Raw genomic sequence first — 19,226 nt, 5'->3', positions numbered from 1 at the left:
TAGCAGCATGAAAATTGCGGATACGACCGTCGTACACAACTTAGGTTTGGAGGCCTGCGGAGGTGGCGCCAACATGGTGGCCGCCGACGTGAAGGACGGAAAGCTCGTGCGCATCAGGCCGGTGCACTACGACGAGCACTACACGAAGGAAGAATTGAACTACTGGACGCTGACCGGGCGCAACGGCACGACGTTCGAGCCGGGAATGAAGTCGTGCACGCCGTCCTTCCCGCTGGTGTACAAGCGGCGCACGTACTCGAAGAACCGCATTACCCATCCCATGAAGCGCGTGGACTGGGACCCGCAGGGCGAGCGGCACCCCGAGACGCGCGGCACGAGCAAGTACGTGCGCATCTCGTGGGACGAGGCCACCGAGCTCATCGCGGCCGAGATCAAGCGCATCCACGACGAGTACGGCCCGTACTCCATCCTCTGTCAGGCTGACGGCCACGGCGAGAGCAAGGCGGTGCACGCCCCGCACGGCTGCATGACGCGGCTGCTGGAACTGTGCGGGGGCTACACCGTGCAGGCCCGCAACCCCGACAGCTGGGAGGGCTGGTACTGGGGCGCCAAGCACGCGTGGGGCATGGACCCGGTCGGGCAGAACACCCATTCCACGAACACGGCACAGGATATCGCGCAGAACTGCGACGCTATGCTGTACTGGGGCTGCGACCTGGAGACCACGACATCGGCGTGGGGCGGGCAGCTCGCCTCGAAGCTGGCGTACTGGTTCGATGACTGCGGCATCAAGCACATCGCCATCGCGCCCGACTGCAACTACACGGCCGCCGTGCATGCAGATAAGTGGTTTCCCGTGCTGCCCAACACCGACGCGGCCCTGCAGCTGGCCATCGCCTACGTGTGGATGGTCGAGGGCACCTACGAGAAGGAGTACGTGGAGACGCACGCTATCGGTTACGACTGGCTGGAATACTATGTGCTGGGCCAAGAGGATGGCGTGCCGAAGACGCCCGAGTGGGCCGAGCCGATCTGCGGCATCCCCGCTTACCGCATCAAGGCGCTCGCCCGCTACTGGGCGCGCCATAACGTGTCCATTGCTCACTGCAACGGCGGGTCGTTCATCCGCGCAGCGTTCGCGCACGAGCCGGCACGGCTCGAGGTGTACCTGCTGGGCATGCAGGGAGTGGGCATGCCGGGGCGCATTGCCATCAAGTTCATCGAATGGACGCTGTTCGGCATGACGTCGTGCAGCCCTATACCGCCTTCGAAGCTCGCGCCGAGCACGGCTGCCGCCTACAACGGCTGGATCATCGGCAGCAACGCCGATCACATGATAGCCAAGTGCCATGTGCACAAGGCACTGCGCGGCGAGTCGTTCAGCTGGTACGGCCACGGTACCGCGGCCAACGACCGGCCCGACCAATTCGTGAAGCTGGAGTTTCCCACCGACGGCAACGCTGGCATCAAAATGCTGTGGTCGGACAACCCCGCGTTCTCCACGAGCCTGAACGGCGGCTACGAGTACCAGGACGCCCTCAAGAGCGACAACCTCGAGTTCTACCTGGTGCAGGCCCCCTGGTTCGAGGACGACGCGCGCTTCGCCGACATCGTGCTGCCCATCTGCACGAAGTTCGAGACGAGCGATTTCGGCACCGATTGCGACAGCGGCCAGTGGAACGCCGTCATCTACGAGCAGGCCGCCATCGAGCCCGTGGGCGAGGCGCGCTCGGACTGGGAGGCCGTGCAGGCGGTGGCCGAGAAGCTCGAGCGCTACGGCGGCGCCTATAAGGATGTGAAACACCGCATGACCGGCGGTAAGACCGTCGAGCAGCAGATCCGCGAAGGCTACGAGGCCTGCGGCATCCCGGCCGAAGAGCAGGACTTCGAGGCGTTCAAGCGGAACCGCTACCAGCTCATCCCCACGGTGGAAGGCTGGGAGGACCAGATGGTGGGTCTGAGCGGCTTCGCGGAGAACCCGGCGTTGTTTCCGCTGGAGACGCCGTCCGGGAAGATCGAGTACTATTCGCCCACGCTTGCCGAGAACTTCCCGGACGATCACATCCGCGGGCCGGTTGCCCACTGGATCGAGTCCGGCGACGGCCACGACGACCGCCGTACGAGCGGGCGCGCGCAGAAGTACCCGTTCCTCGTGGAGTCGAACCACCCGCGCTGGCGCGTCCATGCGGAGTTCGACGACGTGGAATGGTTCCGGGAGATCGAGACGTGCAAGGTGATCGGCCCCGACGGGTACGCCTACGAGCCTGTGTGGCTCAATCCGTCCGATGCGGCGAAGCTGGGCATCCGGAGCGGCGACGTGGTGAGCGTTTTCAACGAGCGCGGCGCCGTGCTGGGCGGGGCGCGCGTGACCGAGCGCGTGCGCGACGGCGTGGTGTACATGGACCACGGCGCGAACAGCGACGTCATCGTCTCCGGCATAGGCGGGCTGGATCGCGGCGGCGACATCAACCTCATCTGCCCCACGCACACCTCGTCCAAGAACGCGAGCGGCGAGGTGACGTCCGGCTACCTGGCCGGGGTGGAGAAGGCCGACGTGTTCGCGCTTGCGGAGAAGTATCCCGAGGAGTTCGGGCGGGCGCACTACACGCCGGAGTACGGCGCAGACGTTCGCGATTACCTGATAGGGGAGGAGTAGGGATGAAGGCCCTCGTAGTTGATTTGAATAGGTGCAACGGCTGCTTCAATTGCCAGCTTGCCTGCAAGGACGAGCACTGTGACAACGACTGGAGCCCGTATGCGCTGCCGCAGCCGACCACCGGCCAGTTCTGGTGTCGCGTGGATCAGCGCGAGCGCGGGCGCGTACCGGTGGTGCGCGTTGCCTATACGCCCACGTTCTGCGGTATGTGCGATGATGCAGCCTGCATGAGCGTTGCCCAGAACGGCGCGGTGTACCGGCGTGATGACGGCCTTGTGGTCATCGATCCCGAGAAGGCAAAGGGCCAGCGAGCCATTGCCGAGGCGTGCCCGCTGGGCTTGGTCTACTGGAACGAGGCGCTGGAAGTTCCCCAAAAATGCACCGGGTGCGCTCACCTGCTGGACAACGGCTGGAACGAGCCGCGTTGCGTGGACGTTTGCGCCACAGGCGCTCTGCGCTACGGCGAGCTCGAGGACTTTGCGGGCGAGTTGGATGCTGCCTCGGTGGCCGACGAGCTGGCGGGCAAGGGGTCGCACGTGTACTACCTCAACCGCCCGAAGCGCTGGATAGCCGGCACGGTGGCAAACCGTGGTGAGAACGAGGTGGTCATCGGCGCGCGCGTGAGCATTCTCGACGGTGCGGGCGCCTGCATCGCTCATCTGGAGACTGACGAGTTCGGCGACTTCAAGTACGACGAGTGCGGCAAGGAGCGGTACGCGGTTCGCATCGAGGCGGACGGCTTCGCGCCGATCGAGTTCGAGGCGGATTGCGCGGATGCGGATGTGGTGCTCGACGACGTGCTCGTTGACCTCATGTGCGAGGAGGTTGGACATGAGTAAGCGATCTCCGCTGCTTCGATTCGTCATTATCCTGGCCGGCATCGCGGCTCTGGCAGCCGTGGGATTTGCTCCGAGCCCTGAGGGGCTGACGTTCGGTGGGAAGATGTCGTTGGTCATCTTCGTGGTGGCCATCGTGTTCTGGGTGACCGAGGTCATGCCTATCGCCGTCACCGGCTGGGCGATGGTCGGGTTAGTTCCCCTGCTGGGCATCATGGATGCAGCCAGCGCATGGACGGCATCTATAAACAATGCCATCATCTTCTACTTATGCTGCTTCGCGTTCGCCTGCTTTATTGCGCGCTCGACGCTGGCGGTGCGTTTGACGGGTAAGATCTTGTCGTGGGCGGGTACGAGCTCGTCGCGCGTGCTGCTGGGCTTCATGGTGGGCACGGCGCTCATCTCCACGCTCATGGACAACCTGCCGCTGTGCGCCGTCATGCTTCCCATCGCGTATTCGGTTCTCGATGCCAACGATACGCCCACGGGCCGCAAATCGGCTTTCGCGAAGTGCATCGCCATTGGTATTCCATGGGCGGCCGCTATCGGCGGTGCTATGACGCCGTCTGGCTGTATCATCAACGTATTGGCCATGACGCTCATCGAGCAGAACTTCGGCGTATCCATCAGCTTCGTGCAGTGGTTCGCCATGGGTTTTCCCATGGCCCTCATCACCATCCCGGCCGGCTGGTTCGCGCTCATCAAGATATTCAAACCAGAGCCGCTGGCCCAGCAGGCCGTGGACGCTGGCATCGATCGCGCCCGGTCGCTCGGCAAGATCCCACGCCACGAGATAGCGGGCCTGGCGGTCATGCTTGTTACGATGCTCGTGTGGGTGCTCAGTTCGTGGGTGTCGGCCATCGACATTACCGTGGGCAGCCTTATCGCCCTCGGGTTCATGTTCTTCCCTGGCATCGACGCCATCCAGTTCAACGACTTTCTGGAGGACAGCCCTTGGGGCATGATGCTGCTTATGATGGCGGTGAACGTGTTGGTGGCTGCGCTCATGGGAACGGGCGCTACACAGTGGCTCGTCGACGTGGTCATGTCGCCGATGACCGCCTGGCCGCTTATCGCCACCATGACAGCGCTCTCCGTCATCGCATGTCTGCTGCACAACGTCATTCCCGCAGGTCCTGCGTGCGCCGGGCTCATAGCCGTGCCGTTCGCCACCATTATTGCGTCCATGGGCGGCAGCATCGCAGCCACGTGCGTCATGGTGGCGTGGTGGTCGGCCATCGCGCTCATACTGCCGCTGGATGGCGTGCCGCTGCTGTCATATTCGAGCAATCGGAAGTATTTCTCGTTCGGCGACATGGCGAAGGTAGGCTGGGCTCCCAGCGTGGTTATGGTGGTGATATCCGTGACCATCACGCCACTCATCGCAGGAGCTCTCGGCTTGGCTTAGCGCGTTGGGAGCGGTCTTAGGGACGCCGTACCGAAGCGTGCTATGATGGGCCGACGAGATGGGCGAGAGGGGTGCGGCAATGCAGACGAGCTATCTGAAGTACTTTGTCGATGTGGCGAAACTCGGCTCGATTGCCGCGGCATCGAACGAGGACTTCATCACTCCCCAAGGCATGAGCCGCTCGCTTGCCGCGCTCGAGTCGAACCTTGGGTGTCAGCTGTTCAAACGCACCCAGGGCAAAGTGGCTCTCAGCACATATGGCGAGGCCCTACTCGATGACGCAAAGGAGCTGCTGTCCATCCAGCAGCGCATGATCGACCGGGTGGCGGACATACGCTCCAGCGAGTCCGGCATCTCCGAGAAAACCGTGCTGGTGTATCTGAACAACGTCGCGTTTGACGTGGCGCTGTTCAATCCGCTGATCGACAGCTTCGACCAGCTGTTCGCGAACGCGCGCTACTTCCAGTGCGACAACGCGGAGGTTGTCGACAGCCTTCTGGAGCAGGCCGAAGGGGACGATTGCGTCGCCCTCGGCCTGCTCTGCCTGTTCAGCCCCGACGACGAGCGGAACGCCGCGCTGGTGGACAGGCTGCAATCCTGCGGGTTTGAGTATCAACCTTACCTCATTTCCTACGACCAGGTGCTCGTATCCAAGAAGTCCGAGTTGGCGACGAAGCGGGCGCTCAGCCACGCTGACATCCTCTCGCGCCCCATCGTGTCGTCGGGTGGCGATATCAGGCGCGTTGCCGAGAAACTGTTCGGCAAGAACGCCATCTACATGGTAACGAGCGACAGCGCTTTCCGGTTCCGCGTTGTGGCTAACGACGAGGCCATCACCTTCGTGCCGGCATTTCACAAGCTCATGGAGCCGGGTGACGATGCCACGGTGGCCGTGCAGATGAAGGAGCCGTACTATCTGGAAGTGGGCTTCGCGGCCAAGAAGGAGGTTCTTGACAGCCCATACATCAAGAGTCTCATCGCGAAACTGAACGCCTACTACTCGAAACTCGCGGCGTCTCCCTACTTGTCGCTCGTGCCAAGCGACATAACGTCGTTCAAGCCATCGGACGAGGAGATCGCAGCTTTCGAGGAAAAGGGCCTGGTGGACGTCGGGACCCGCTACGGCATATCGTCACGCGAACGCGAGGTGCTGGGCCACCTTCTGAGCGGCCTGACTGCCCGAGCCATTGCGGAGCGCATGTTCGTTTCCGTACCCACGGTGAAGAGCCATATCTACCGCATTTACAAGAAGATGGGCGTCCACTCTCAGGAAGAGCTGCTTACCCTCATGGAGGAGGAGCTGGGAGAAACAGGAGCTCGGGATAGCTCCAGAGAGTAGGGTGTGACTGCGGCTACGCGTCTTTCTCGAAGACCAGGTCGATTTTGCGTATACGGGCGTTGCTGTCGACTTCGGTGATGATGGAGCCGACGTAGCGGTAGCCGCGCGCCGCGTAATCATCGATGATCTCGCGGTGTTCCGAGATGCCGAATCCAACCATGATTACTTCACGCTTCTTGTAGTCGACGCTCACGTACTCGTACTCCCTCACGGCGCACCCCTTTCGGTCGACTCGCCTCGGGGCATATCTTAGAGCCTGCTGCGCTAAGCCGCAAGGACGCGCAAAAGACAGGCAACGTGCGCGCTCCGCCGACCTGTTTGCTGTACAATTGCAACGTTTTGCCGTGGGGGCAATATCGTACAAGACTTTTTCGGAGGGGTGTGGCATGGCCGAGGCCAACCAACCAAACAGAGGCGGAGCGACGAGCGGGGCCGTGCGGGGGAGTAGAGCGGCCGAGCTCGGATCAGACGTCGCCAAGCGCGAGCGGTTCGGCTCGCGTCTGGGCTTCATCCTGATATCCGCGGGATGCGCCATCGGCCTGGGCAACGTATGGCGCTTTCCCTATATCACGGGCGAGTACGGCGGCGCGGCGTTCGTGCTCATGTACCTCGTGTTCCTCGTCATCCTGGGCCTTCCCGTCATGGTCATGGAGTTCGCCGTGGGCCGTGCCAGCCAGAAGAGCTCGGCGGTGGCGTTCGACACGCTGCAGCCTTCGCGGAAGTGGCACTGGTTCTCATGGTGGGGCTACATCGGGTGCATGGTGCTCATGATGTTCTACACCACGGTGGGCGGCTGGATGCTGTCGTTCGTGGTGAAGATGGGCACGGGCGCGTTCAACGGCCTGGACAGCGCGGGCGTCGGCGCCGTGTTCAACGACATGCTGGCGAACCCCACCGAGCTGGTCGGCTGGATGCTCGTGGTCATCGTGCTGGGCTTCCTCGTGTGCAGCCTGGGCTTGCAGAAGGGCGTCGAGCGCATCACGAAGGTGATGATGATCTGCCTCTTGGGCATCATGGCGGTGCTCGTGGTGCGTGCGGTCACGCTGCCGGGCGGTCTCGAGGGCCTCAAGTTCTACCTTATCCCCGACTTCGGCAAGCTGTTCGCCGGCACCACGACCGCCGAACAATGGGCAACGTTCGGCGACGCGGTGTACGCGGCTATGGGCCAAGCGTTCTTCACGCTGTCGCTGGGCATCTCGGCCATGGAGATCTTCGGCAGCTACATCGGCAAGGAGCGCTCGCTCACCGGCGAGGCGCTGCGCATCTGCGGCCTCGACACTGCCGTGGCACTCGTGGCGGGCCTCATCATCTTCCCCGCGTGCTTCGCGTTCGCCGTGCAGCCCGACAGCGGCCCGGGGCTCGTGTTCGTCACGCTGCCCAGTGTGTTCAACCAGATGCCGATGGGGCAGCTGTGGGGCGCGCTGTTCTTCGTGTTCATGAGCTTTGCCGCGCTGTCCACTATCATCGCGGTGTTCGAGAATCTCATCAGCTGGTCGATGGACAAGTGGGGTTGGACGCGCAAGAAGGCCGTCGCGCGCACGGCCGTCATCGTGTGTGTGCTCAGCCTGCCGTGCGCCCTCGGGTTCAACGTGCTGGCGGGCGTGCAGATTCCGGCCATCGGCGACATCCAGTCCATCGAGGACTTCATCGTGTCAAACAACCTGCTGCCCATCGGCAGTCTGCTGTACGTGCTGTTCTGCGTGACGAAGGGCGGCTGGGGCTGGGACAACTTCCTGGCCGAAGCCGACACCGGCAAGGGCGTCCGCTTCCCGCGCTGGTCGAAGCTGTGGCTGAAGTTCGGCATACCCGCGCTCATCTTGATGATCTTCGTGATGGGCTACGTGCCGAAGATCACCGTGTGGCTGGGGATGGCGTAGGTCGAGACGACGGTTTTTGCACAGTAATCACCGGATTATTGCATCGGGGCCTTTCGGAGCGCTCTTTTTTCGGAAGCAGAGCAACAGCGACATGGGGAAATGTTCGCAAGTCTTCACGGGCGGGATGCGAAGAGCGAATTGCCAGTGTCGAAGATGCAATAATCGGTGAAAAGCGTGCAGATTGGCGTGCGCGTCGGGCTCAAGGCAGCATCGTCGCCGCAATCTCGGTGGGCACGGTCGGCGCAACCGGGCCTATCGGTTGCTCGCGGCTTGGCCGGCCAAGGTTTCCAGGAGCTGCTGCATCTTCGCGATGACGGGCAGGTCGCCCAGGCCATAGCGGGCGGCAAGCTCCTTCATCTGGGGGAACGCGATCTGCGTGCGGCCCGCCTCGTCTTCCCAGATGGAGATGCGCAGGGGAAGCTCGATCGCTATGCGCTGGTCGGCTTGCATGAGCGCGGTGCCAACTTGGGGCGAGCCGAACACCACGACCGTGGTGGGTCGCAGGTCGAGGCCCGCTCCTTCGGCGTTCTGCGCGTGGTCGAACGTGGCGAACACGGGGATGGACCGCGCCGCCAGCTCGTCTGTGAGGCGGCGGACCGTCTCGTCTACGGGCAGGCTCCCTACGGTCAGGTGCAGGTTGCGAGATTCCGGTTGGCCCATGGAAACTCCTTCGATGGCTGCGGTTGGAGGCGCGGTTGCGGCGGCGGCAGTTGCGTCGGTCGCAGCTGCCTCGGCGATCGCGCGGCGGTGCAGCTCCACCATAGCGCGCTCCTGCGCGCTTGCGCCCGGTTAGCGCAGTTTGTCCGGAAACGGTTGCCTGGGCACCGTGGGCGCCGGGCTCGAGAGCCTTATAATGCGTGATGGTTGTTGGACGGGCGCTCAGCGCCCGAGGACGAGGGAGTTCGAGATCATGGCCGAGGCGATGGCGGGAAAGCGACGGTTCTCCATTCTGGGCGATTCCATCAGCACGTTCGAGGGATGCAGCCCGACGGGCTTCCGCGTGTTCTACGAGGGCGAGCGCTGCGCTGCCACGGGCGTGCGCGAGGCGCGCGACACGTGGTGGGCGCAGGTGGTCGACGCGCTGGGCGGCGAGCTTCTGGCGAACGGGTCGTTCTCGGGCAGCATGGTGGAGGGCGCGGGCTTCCCGGCCGGCGACAGCGCGGAGCGCGTCGCGGCCCTCGCGCGCGACGGGCAGGCCCCCGATGCGGTCCTCGTGTTCATGGGCATCAACGACTACGGCTGGGGCGGCGCCGACGCGCAGGCGGCCGGACGGGGCAACGCGCTGCCGGCCTGCCTGGACGTCGACGCGCTCGGCGAGCAGCGCGAGCCCGGTCTGGCCGCCTCCGATGCGGTCGAGCGGTTCGGAGCTGCGTACGGGTCGATGCTCGCGCGCCTGCGCACGGCCTACCCGCAGGCCGAGGTGTGGTGCTGCACGCTCTGCCCCGGTCGCGTGGTCGGCCGCGACGGCTCCACGTTCGCCTACCGCCTGCGCGGCGTGCCCTTCGACGCATACAACGACGCCATCCGCGCCGCGGCCCGCGCACACGGCTGCCGCGTGGCCGATGTGCGCGCACTCGGTCGCGACTACGAGGCCTTGGACGGCACGCATCCCACGGCACGGGGCATGCGCCAATTCGCAGGGTTGATGTTGCGCGCGATGGAGGCTGCGGACAACGCCGCGGGCTCGGCGCTGGGCGGCAGCTCGGCGTTGGGCGTCGTCGCGCTCCCCGGCGTCGCCGCGCTGCGCGCCGCCGCCCACGACGCCCCGCCCTCGGCCGAGCGCTGCTCGGAGCCTTCCTGCATAGGCTGCCCCCATGCCGCCTCCACCGGCGGCAAGTGGCTGCTTGTCTGCGAACGGGGGATATGAGGGCGCTTGCCCTGCGGAGCGCTTCACAGGGCGGATCAGCAGTCTCTCGGCGGTATTCCTCTGCCGCTTAGGCGTTGTTTGGAATTGCCGCCCACCCTCCTTGACATCGCCCCGCGTCGTACTAAAATCTCGTTTTAGCACTCGAAGGCTTGGACTGCTAGCACACAGGGCAGTCCGACCGCTTGACGAAGGAACGTACCCGAAAGGAAGCGACGCCGCCATGCGCAAGTTCAAAACAGAGAGCAAGAAGCTGCTCGACCTCATGATCAACTCCATCTACACGAACCGCGAGATATTCCTGCGCGAGCTCGTCTCGAACGCGTCGGACGCGGTGGACAAGCTCTACTTCAAGAGCCTCACCGACAAGTCCATCGAGCTCTCCAAGGACGAGCTTGCCATCCAGGTGAGCTTCGACAAGGACGCCCGCACCGTCACCGTGAGCGACAGCGGCATCGGCATGACGAAGGACGAGCTCGACCGCAACCTGGGCACCATCGCGCACTCGGACTCCATGGCGTTCAAGATGGAGAACGACGAGGTGCAGGGCGACGACGTGGACATCATCGGCCAGTTCGGCGTGGGCTTCTACTCCTCGTTCATGGTGGGCAAGAGCGTGCGCGTGGTGTCGAAGGCCTACGGCAGCGACGAGGCCTGGGCCTGGGAGAGCGACGGCGTGGAGGGCTACACCATCGAGCCGGCCGAGCGCGCCGAGCACGGCACCGACGTCATCATCACGCTCAAGGACAACACCGACGAGGACTCCTACGACGGCTACCTGTCCGAGTACGGCCTAAAAGACCTGGTCAAGCGCTACAGCAACTACGTGCGCTACCCCATCCGCATGGAGGTGACGAAGTCGCGCGAGCTGCCCAAGCCCGAAGATGCCGGCGACGACTACGTGCCGCAGTTCGAGAACTACCAGGAGCTCGACACGGTGAACTCCATGATCCCCATCTGGAAGCGCCGCAAGTCCGAGGTCGACCAGGAGGAGTACAACGAGTTCTACAAGGCCGACTTCCACGACTTCGCCGACCCGGCCCGCACCATCTCCGTGCACGCGGAGGGCGCGCTGTCCTACGACGCGCTGCTGTTCGTGCCGAGCCGCGCGCCGTTCGACCTGTACAGCCGCGACTACCAGAAGGGCCTCGCGCTCTACAGCTCCAACGTGCTTATCATGGAGAAGTGCGAGGAGCTGCTGCCCGACTACTACAACTTCGTGCACGGCGTGGTGGACAGCCAGGACCTGCAGCTGAACATCAGCCGCGAGACGCTGCAGCACAACAGCCAGCTGCGCGCCATCGCCAAGAAGATCGAGAAGAAGATCACGTCGGACCTCGAGGACATGCGCGACAACGACCGCGAAGGCTACGAGGCGTTCTTCGAGAACTTCGGCCGCGGTCTGAAGTACGGCATCTACGCCAGCTACGGCTCGCAGAAGGACACGCTGGCCGACTTGCTGCTGTACTACTCCGCGAAGCAGGACAAGCTGGTCACGCTGGCCGAGTACTTCGAGGCCATGCCCGAGGACCAGCCGGCCATCTACTACGCCGCCGGCGATTCGGTAGAGCGCCTGAACAAGATGCCCATCGTGAAGACGGTGCTGGGCAAGGGGTACGACGTGCTGCTGTGCACGCAGGACGTGGACGAGTTCTGCTTCACCGCCATGCGCGACTACGGTGCGAACGAGGACGGCGAGGGCGCGAAGGAGCTCAAGAACGTGGCGTCCGGCGACCTCGACTTCGCCACCGAGGATGAGAAGAAGGAAGCCGAAGAGGCCACGAAGGAGAACGAGGACCTGTTCAAGGCGCTGAAGGACGCGCTCGGCAACGAGGTGACGAAGGTGGCCGTGTCCGCGCGCCTCACCGACGCGCCTGCGTGCGTGACCACCGAGGGCCCCGTGTCGCTGGAGATGGAGCGCGTGCTGTCGAAGGGCCCCGAGGGCCCCGACGGCGTGAAGTCGCAGCGCGTGCTGGAGCTGAATGCCAAGCACCCGGTGTTCGACACGCTGAAGGCCGCCCACGAGGCCGGTGACGCCGACAAGGTGCGCCTCTACGCCGACCTGCTGTACAACCAGGCGCTGCTGGTTGAGGGCATGCCCATCGACGATCCGGTCGCTTTCGCCCAGAACGTCGCGAAGCTGATGTAATCAGGTTCCGACGGCCTGCCGGCCGCCGGAACGACTCGACGCTGCGAAGCCCCCTGGCACCCGATCTTGCCGCGATCCCGGAGGTTCGCGTACCGAAGTACGCTTCACCTCCGCGATCCCGCCAATCTCGGGCACCAGGGGGCTTCTCGCTGACTTACTACGCCAACCTGCACGGCCATTTTCGCGCCTCCGGCGCGAAGGGGCGCCCTGCGGGCGCCCCGGCTGCGGACGCTCCGGCTCCTACCTGCGAGCTCCTTCTCGCGCTGGCGCATGAGCGTGTGGCCGCTGCGCGCCCGCACGGGCAACCTGCGCGGCAGTTATGCGCCCTCCGGGCGCATGGGCGGGCAGCTGCGCTTCCCGCCCATGCCACCTGCACGGTTGTTCTCGCGCTGGCGCGCGAGGGGCGCGGCTCCTGCGGAGCGCACCCGTATTCGCGCTCCGCGCGAACGGATGTTTCACGTGAAACATCCGAGGGAAGGCGCGCCTCGCCCTCCTTTGTTATCGACTTGTTTCCCGTTCTCGCACGTGCCGCGCGCTACTGTGCGGAAAGCGCTATCATCGGCGCATGACGAAGCCGAGCGCTAGGAGGACCCATGGCAGATGTGATTTTCAAACGGGCGAGCGTGCGAAGGTTCACGGACGATCCGATGACCGATGACGAGGTGCGCGCCCTGCTGCGTGCGGGCATGGCAGCACCTTCGGGTGGCAACCAGCAGCCGTGGGAGTTCTACGTGGCCCGCGACCGGGCCACGTTGCAGCTGTTGTCCGAGGCCAGCCCCTATGCGAAACCGGCGGCCGGCGCTGCTTGCGCCATCGTGCCGTGCATGCGCACAGAGGGCCTGCGCTTTCCCGAGATCGCCGTGCAGGACATGAGCGCCTGCGTGGAGAACATCCTGCTGGAGGCCGTCGACCTTGGCTTCGGCGCCGTGTGGATGGGCATCGCGCCTGAGCCGGAGCGCATGGCCGCCGTGTCCGAGATCGTGGGCGCGCCGGCGGGGCTGGAGCCGTTTGCCGTCATCGCGTTGGGCTATCCGGAGTCCGAGCCACGCGCCAAGGGCAAGGACCGCTATGCCGAGGACCGTGTGCACTGGTTGAGCTAAACGAGGCGGCGTAGGCAGGCGAAGGCATGTGCCGTGCGCGCCGTGGATGCCATGTCCTGCGGAGGCGGCATCGATGATGAAACTTTGCAAATTTCGAAAATTTTCTTTCAGAATTTGCGAAATCCACTATCCCGCCCGCACGGCTCCTTGGTCGCAGCGGTTGCCCCAGGAGTCGATGAGCTGCTCGTCGCGGTAGACGCAGATGATCTCGCAGTGGTTCGCGCACTTGGCGCACTCGATCTCGCGCGTCTTGAACGCGAAGTCTCCTACGGCCTGGAAGTCGAACGCCTCGCAGTCGGCGGTGCGCGAGGATGCGCCCGCGCCCGTCGACCCCGTGCCGGCCTCCGCCGCACTCGCCTCGGCGGCCAGCAGTGCCACGCCGAACGCGCCCATCAGGTGGCCGTCGGGGTCCACGAGCACGCTCATCCCCAACATGTCCTCGAACGCGCGCACCACGCCCACGTTCTTGCTCACGCCGCCCTGGAACACCACGGGTGCGACGATCTTCTTGCCCTTGCCCACGTTGTTCAGGTAGTTCGACGCTACCGCGCGGCAGAGCCCCGCGATAATGTCCTCGCGCGCGTAGCCCACCTGTATCTTGTGCACCAGGTCGCTCTCGGCGAACACGGTGCAGCGCGCCGCGATGTTGGCCGGCCGCTTCGATGCCAGCGCGATCTCCCCGAACTCCTCCACCTCCACGCCAAGCCGCGCCGCCTGGCTCGACAGGAACGCGCCCGTGCCGGCCGCGCACAGCGTGTTCATGGCGTAGTCCACGGCTATGCCGTTCTCCACGCAGATGATCTTCGAGTCCTGCCCGCCTATCTCCAGGATGGTGCGCACGTCCGGATGCAGGTACGTCGTGCCCACGGCGTGCGCGGTGATCTCGTTCTTCACCACGGCCGCGCCCAGCATGGCCCCCACGAGGCGCCGTGCGCTTCCGGTGGTGCCCACGGCGCGCACGCGCATGGTCGCATGGTCGATCTGCGCGCCCAGGTCGGCCACCACCCGCCGCGCCGCATCCGTCGGGTTGCCCTCCGTCCACAGGTACGACCGCGCCACGATGGCGCGGTCGGCGTCCACGATGACGCCCTTCGTGGAGATGGACCCGATGTCTATTCCCAGGAAGCATTCCGCTCGCCCTGGCGAGACGAGCGGAATGCCCGACGCTGCGGTGCCCTCCGGCGCCGAACCTTGCCGCTCCAAGCCCTCCTCACGTGCAGAAACACGCTTCGTCTGCTTTTCACGGCAATCTTCGGCGCCGGAGGGCACCTCGCCGACGTCGGTGGTCAGGCCAGTTTCTTCCTGCTCCGTCATATCGTCTTCTCCTTCTTCATGGCCAGCATGTCGTAGAACGCCTCGAGCCGGGTGTCCAGCCCGGTGTCGCTGGTCTGCGAGTCGTAGCTCAGGTACAGGATGGGCAGGCCCGTGTCGCGGCTGACCTGCTGCAGCACGGGGATGCAGTCCACCTCCGGCGTGCAACCCGACGACTTCAAGTGCACCACGCCGTCGAAGCCCTCCTGCGCGTACCTCAGCGCGGCGGCGATGGTCATGCTGGACGTGGGTCCCATGTCGTAGCGCACGTAGTCGGAAATGCCCGTGCGCAGGTTCCTCTCGTTGTAGCGCAGGTTGCGGTTCGTCATGTTCAGCTGCCGGTGCACCTCCACGCCCAGGTCGAGCAGCTTGCGCTCCAGTCCCAGGTTGGAATGCGGGTCGGCCGCGGTGAAGTACTCGCCCACCACGCCCACGCGCACGGGGCGCGCCGGGCGGCACACCGGCAGCCCGCGCAGCGACTCCAGCCCGCGGCGCTGCGCCTCGGCGATATCGCGCTCGTTTGCCGTGGCGCGCATCTCGGCGTGGTAGGCGGCCAGCGCCCGGTCGAACGACCCGTGCTCGACCTCGAACCCGGCATGCGCCAGGTAGAAGTCCTGCGCCTCGTCCAGGAACTCGATCATCTTGAACGCGGCCAGCATCCCGCGAACGCCGTGCGGCACCGACAGGTTCGGGTTCACCTTCTTCTTGCACGCTTCGATGTAGTCCGTGAGCGGCTTGCCCGTGACGGTGGCGAAGTTCAGCATCTCGAACTCGTAGCCCATGTCGCGTAGGATGGACTCCTGCAGCTCGCCGTAGTAGCCCAGCCGGCAGGGGCCGGCGAACTGCACGAGCACGTCCGCGCCCAGCTCCAAGGCCTCGATGTAGTCGCCCAGGATGTGCTTGAAGGGGGCGCATACCGAATCGCCGGAGTTGCGGCTGCCCAGCTCCACCGTGCGCTTGGTGGGCTCGGGCAGGGGCAGGTAGTCGGCGTCAAGCACGTGCTCCACGAAGAACTTGAACACGATGTCGTAGTAGCTGTAGCGTAGGAAGGCCACGCGCGTTCGGGCGTGGCGGTCGCGCTTCGGGCGGCGGCGCGGATGAGGCAGCACAAGTCGCGGCGGGCGCTTGCGCTCGAAGAACACGGCGGTGCGGGCGCGCAGCGTGTCGTCCGAGCCGTCCGCCCGGCCGATCTCCAGGGCGCTTCCGGCCTCCGCATCCGGGATTCCCGCAATGCCTGCCGTGCCGTCGCGAAACCTCGCGTCGTCCTCGGTCCCTGCGATTTCCCCGGCCCCTGTCGTGCCGCTGTTCGACCTGCCGCGGTCCCGGGCGCTTCCCTCGAGGTTAGCCATGCACGTAGCCCCCCTTCTTCTGGTAGCGCAGGATGTCCATGAAGCTCTCGATGCGGGTCTCGAGGCCGGCGGTGCCGCTCTGAGCGTCGATGGTGAGATTCAGGATGGGCTTGCCCTGGATGCAGCGCATGATGGCGTCGTCGGTCATGGAGTCGGGCCCGCAGGGGAATGCGCTCACCAGCACGATGCCGTCGATGCGCTCGTGCAGCAGCAGGATAGCGCCGACAAGCTCGCGGTTCACCACCCAGGGCATGGTGTCCGAGAAGTCGAAGCTGGCCTTGAGCGCGCGCCCGTGGTCGGCCTCGTCGGCGTAGAGCACCGTGGCGCCCAGGCGTTCGAGCGCATCCGTCACGCTGCCGCCCAGGTAGGGGTCGTGCGCCAGGTAGGGGTGTGCCACCAGCAGGATGGCCAACGGCCGCCCCGCGCCCTGCGTGGCCTCCAGCGAGGCCAGCAGCCGCTCCTGCGCGCCCGCCGCCGTGCGATCGGCGCGCTCCTGGGCGTGCGATGCCGCCCTCCAGGCCCGCTTCGCTTCGCGCGGGCTGGCGCCGAAGCGCCCGCCCAGCTCGAGGAACGCGTCGCGCAGCGACGAGCGCCCCTCCACTGCGTCTGCCAGGCATGAAGCCACGCGCACGCCGCGGTCGCGGAAGGTGTTCGCCACCAGGTCGGGCAGCGCCTGGAACTTCGTGCAGAACCCTTGGCGCCGCCCCAGGTTGCCCATGCTCGGCACGAAGAGCGCGTCGCAGGAGCCCAGTAGGCTCTCGGCGTGTCCCAGGTAGGCCTTCGACGCCAGGCAGCACTCGTCCACGGACAATGCCTCGCCCGCCTCCATGAGCGCGCGGTCCGTCGGGCGGCTCAGCACCACCTCGCGCCCCAGCTCGCCGAAAAACGTCTCCCACAGCGTGCCGTAGCGGTAGTACAGCAGCGCCCGCGGGACGCCCACGCGCTGCACGTCGGCGCAGTCGCCCTGTTTGAGGATGCCCATGCGGCCCTTTCGCTCGCCCCGATGATGGCTCCATGGTATCGCTTCGCAGCCAGGGGGGTCCGCCGACCCAGGCGTTCGCCACAAACCTTCCAAGCAGCGGGATGCGTCGCGGGCCGGGCAATGCGCAGGGGGCTGCATGCAGCCCCTCTTCGGGCTGGCGGCCGCTATCTGGTGCAGTCGGGCTGCTGTCCCGCGCCACAGCTCTGCAACCGTAAGGTTTCAAAAGAAGTTGAATGAGCTTGGCTGCATGAAAAGGTGACATTTGTCGCTGTAAAGTTCAAGGGATAGGGTAACGAGGAGCGTTTGGGGGCAAAGTCGTTGAATATCAAGCAGATCCGCTACTTTGCCGCGGTCGTCGAGCACGGCAGTCTGTCCGCGGCGGCAAAGGGTCAGTACGTAACCGTGCAGGCGGTGTCGAAGGCCATCGCCGACCTCGAGCGCGAGCTGGGCCAGCGCCTGTTCGTGCGCGAGAGCCGCGGCGTGCATCCCACGCCGTTCGGCAAGGCGTTCTATCAAAAGGCCTTGCCGGTTCTGGATGATTTCGGCGAGCTGGAGGCCTTCGCCAAGCTCTATCACGAGAGCGTCCTTCCCGATGCGCTTCGCCTCGCGCTGTGCTCGCCGGCGTTTTACGGTTACGAGCAGGCTTGCGCGAGCATAGCCTTGTTCGCGAACCGGGGCCTCGGCCTCGATTCGACCGTGATGCTGGAGACCGGCACGCAAGGATTGTTCTCGTTGCGGGCAGGCGACTATGATGCGCTCATCACCATCGGCACGCTTTCGACTCCCGATACCGACTGCATGCCGGTTGGGACGGTCGCACCAGGGGTGGTTATGTCCAAGTCGCATCCCCTGGCCGGTCAGGACGAGGTGAGCTTGGCCGATCTTTCGGACTATCCCATTGCAGTGTCGCAGGAATTCGACAGCTTCAACGAGTCCATCGTCGCGGTGTACCGCAGGCGCAAGGTGGACGCGATGTTCGTGCCGATCATACCGGAGAAGTTCGACGAGCATCTCGAGGTCCATCATGGCGTGTGCCTCATGGTGCATATCCCGGCATTGGGCGAGATGTACCCTGGTACGGTCATCAAGCCTCTGGCCTCCGGCGACGCGGTTGCCATTCCCCTCTGCCTGGTAAGCATGAAAGACCGCAAGTCGCCGGCTTACCTTGCCTTCGAGCGTTGGCTTGCGAGCGAGCTGATCGTGGTCGGAGGGGGAGGGATCGCCTCGTCCCCTCGATGAGGAAGCGTGCGATACGGTGTTCGTATCTCTGCCATGGCAAATCGTAGGGCGACTTGAAAAAATATTTGAAGGGCTTTTCTGATCGGTGGGCGGCAGGGAGGGCCGGGTACAATGGCACGCTGTTACGCTCGTTCTCGGTACGATAGGGTGCGTCGTTGAACATAAAGCAAATCACATACTTGACCGCGGTCGTCGAGCACGGCAGTCTGACCGCGGCGGCGAAAGACCTGTACGTAACCGTGCAGGCGGTGTCGAAGGCCATCGCCGACCTCGAGCGCGAGCTGGGCCAGCGCCTGTTCGTGCGCGAGAGCCGCGGCATGCGTCCCACGCCGTTCTGCCAGGAGTTCGGCAAGAAGGCGCTTGATGTTATCGCCGGGTTCGACAGCTTGGAGGCGTTCGCCCGGTCTTACGGCGAGCGCGGCGGCCCGCCCGATCGACTTCGGCTTGCGCTGAACACGCCGGCCTTTCCCGGCAACGAGATGGTGCGCGAGAACACGGCCTCGTTCACGCGGGCACGTCTCGGTATCGAGGTGACGTACGAGCTTGCCACGGGAGAGGCAGGATTCGAAGGGCTTGCGGACGGCACGTACGATGCCATCGTCACCGTAGGGGCGTTCCGCCATGGCGATGTGGAGTGCTTCCCCGTGGGCACCGTTCCGGCAGGCGTCATGATGGGCTCGCGGCATCCGCTCGCCCAGAAGGACGTCGTCAGCCTGGAAGACCTCGCGCGGTATCCCATGGGCCTTTCAAGCTGGTTCGACGACGCGAACGACACCATCGTCGAGCACTACCGCGAACAGGATGCGCACTTGAATTTCGTCGAGCTGGCGCTTGCGGATGTCGTGCGGTTCCTTAGCGAGGGAGGCATCATCTTCACGACGGGCATTCCCGCGCTCGGCCGCGTTGACCCTTCCCTGACGGTGCGCGTGCTGGCGCCGGAAGACGCCGTGCCCGTGCCCATCTGCCTTGTCTGCCTTAAGGGACGCGGTGCCATGATGCGATCCGTGGTGGAGAAGCTGCGCTTGGGCGACGGCGGGCTTCCGTTCCTGAAGTAGCGCATCCGAAGGCTCCCTTTAACGACGGGCTGCATCTAAACTCCCAGAACGCAAGCCCGGCCTGGGGACCGCCTCGCAGGACAAGGGCTCTGCCCTACGA

Annotated in this window: 15 protein-coding genes; 10 read left to right on the top strand and 5 right to left on the bottom strand. The window is 65.0% G+C overall.

The genetic code is table 11. The features are described 5' to 3' along the window. Positions 1-7: 7 nt before the first annotated feature. The 4 genes from LB310_RS02810 (at position 8) to LB310_RS02795 (ending at position 6,200) form a co-directional block, all read left to right on the top strand. Positions 8-2,617, top strand: coding sequence for a molybdopterin-dependent oxidoreductase (locus tag LB310_RS02810; protein ID WP_301154373.1), 2,610 nt, complete (start codon positions 8-10; stop codon positions 2,615-2,617). 2 nt (positions 2,618-2,619) lie between these two features. Beyond that, positions 2,620-3,456, top strand: coding sequence for a 4Fe-4S dicluster domain-containing protein (locus tag LB310_RS02805; protein WP_301154370.1), 837 nt, complete (start codon positions 2,620-2,622; stop codon positions 3,454-3,456). Further along, a complete protein-coding gene (locus LB310_RS02800) occupies positions 3,449-4,861 on the top strand; it encodes an SLC13 family permease (protein WP_301154369.1) in 1,413 nt (470 codons plus the stop codon). The genes LB310_RS02805 and LB310_RS02800 overlap by 8 nt, the downstream gene beginning before the upstream one ends. Positions 4,862-4,940: 79 nt before the next feature. Next, the gene (locus LB310_RS02795) at positions 4,941-6,200 is read left to right on the top strand and encodes a LuxR C-terminal-related transcriptional regulator (RefSeq protein WP_301154367.1); all 1,260 of its coding nucleotides are present in this window, start codon (positions 4,941-4,943) and stop codon (positions 6,198-6,200) included. A gap of 13 nt (positions 6,201-6,213) precedes the next feature. On the opposite strand, the gene LB310_RS02790 is transcribed toward LB310_RS02795, so the two are convergent. Next, a complete protein-coding gene (locus LB310_RS02790; protein ID WP_087191774.1) occupies positions 6,214-6,411 on the bottom strand; it encodes a DUF4177 domain-containing protein in 198 nt (65 codons plus the stop codon). Positions 6,412-6,586: 175 nt separating this feature from the next. On the opposite strand from LB310_RS02790, the gene LB310_RS02785 reads away from it, so the two are divergent. Then, the gene (locus LB310_RS02785) at positions 6,587-8,077 is read left to right on the top strand and encodes a sodium-dependent transporter (protein WP_301154366.1); all 1,491 of its coding nucleotides are present in this window, start codon (positions 6,587-6,589) and stop codon (positions 8,075-8,077) included. 252 nt (positions 8,078-8,329) lie between these two features. Here LB310_RS02785 and LB310_RS02780 read toward each other — a convergent pair whose 3' ends face one another. Then, complete coding sequence (locus tag LB310_RS02780; protein WP_197702179.1) at positions 8,330-8,737, bottom strand: DUF302 domain-containing protein; 408 nt, start codon at positions 8,735-8,737, stop codon at positions 8,330-8,332. A 250-nt stretch (positions 8,738-8,987) separates the two neighbouring features. Here LB310_RS02780 and LB310_RS02775 point away from each other — a divergent pair, with 250 nt between their 5' ends. From LB310_RS02775 to LB310_RS02765, 3 genes are all read left to right on the top strand, one after another. Continuing rightward, positions 8,988-9,944, top strand: a complete 957-nt coding sequence (locus tag LB310_RS02775) for an SGNH/GDSL hydrolase family protein (protein WP_278804841.1) — start codon at positions 8,988-8,990, stop codon at positions 9,942-9,944. Positions 9,945-10,164: 220 nt separating this feature from the next. Continuing rightward, the gene (gene htpG, locus LB310_RS02770) at positions 10,165-12,090 is read left to right on the top strand and encodes a molecular chaperone HtpG (RefSeq protein ID WP_096227622.1); all 1,926 of its coding nucleotides are present in this window, start codon (positions 10,165-10,167) and stop codon (positions 12,088-12,090) included. 593 nt (positions 12,091-12,683) lie between these two features. Next, positions 12,684-13,190, top strand: a complete 507-nt coding sequence (locus LB310_RS02765) for a nitroreductase family protein (RefSeq protein WP_096227623.1) — start codon at positions 12,684-12,686, stop codon at positions 13,188-13,190. A 126-nt stretch (positions 13,191-13,316) separates the two neighbouring features. Here the strand turns inward: LB310_RS02765 and LB310_RS02760 are convergent, their stop codons facing one another. From LB310_RS02760 to LB310_RS02750, 3 genes are read right to left on the bottom strand one after another with little or no spacing between them, the layout of a single operon-like run. Continuing rightward, entirely contained in the window at positions 13,317-14,504 is a 1,188-nt protein-coding gene (locus tag LB310_RS02760; protein WP_096227624.1) for an acyl-CoA dehydratase activase, read from the bottom strand. Beyond that, complete coding sequence (locus LB310_RS02755) at positions 14,501-15,850, bottom strand: hypothetical protein (protein WP_227115321.1); 1,350 nt, start codon at positions 15,848-15,850, stop codon at positions 14,501-14,503. Before LB310_RS02755 ends, LB310_RS02760 begins: the two co-directional genes overlap by 4 nt. Further along, entirely contained in the window at positions 15,843-16,832 is a 990-nt protein-coding gene (locus tag LB310_RS02750) for an acyl-CoA dehydratase activase-related protein (RefSeq protein ID WP_123673094.1), read from the bottom strand. Before LB310_RS02750 ends, LB310_RS02755 begins: the two co-directional genes overlap by 8 nt. Positions 16,833-17,135: 303 nt before the next feature. Between LB310_RS02750 and LB310_RS02745 the strand changes: the two genes are divergently transcribed. Beyond that, the gene (locus LB310_RS02745; protein WP_123673097.1) at positions 17,136-18,071 is read left to right on the top strand and encodes a LysR family transcriptional regulator; all 936 of its coding nucleotides are present in this window, start codon (positions 17,136-17,138) and stop codon (positions 18,069-18,071) included. Between the two features lie 155 nt (positions 18,072-18,226). Further along, positions 18,227-19,126: a LysR family transcriptional regulator gene (locus tag LB310_RS02740; protein ID WP_278804851.1), complete on the top strand. Its 900-nt coding sequence runs from the start codon at positions 18,227-18,229 to the stop codon at positions 19,124-19,126. Positions 19,127-19,226 lie beyond the last annotated feature (100 nt).

The sequence above is a fragment of the Gordonibacter sp. RACS_AR49 genome, assembly GCF_030418435.1.
Taxonomy (GTDB): Bacteria; Actinomycetota; Coriobacteriia; order Coriobacteriales; family Eggerthellaceae; genus Gordonibacter; species Gordonibacter urolithinfaciens.
This window is presented reverse-complemented; position numbering and strand designations above follow the sequence as displayed.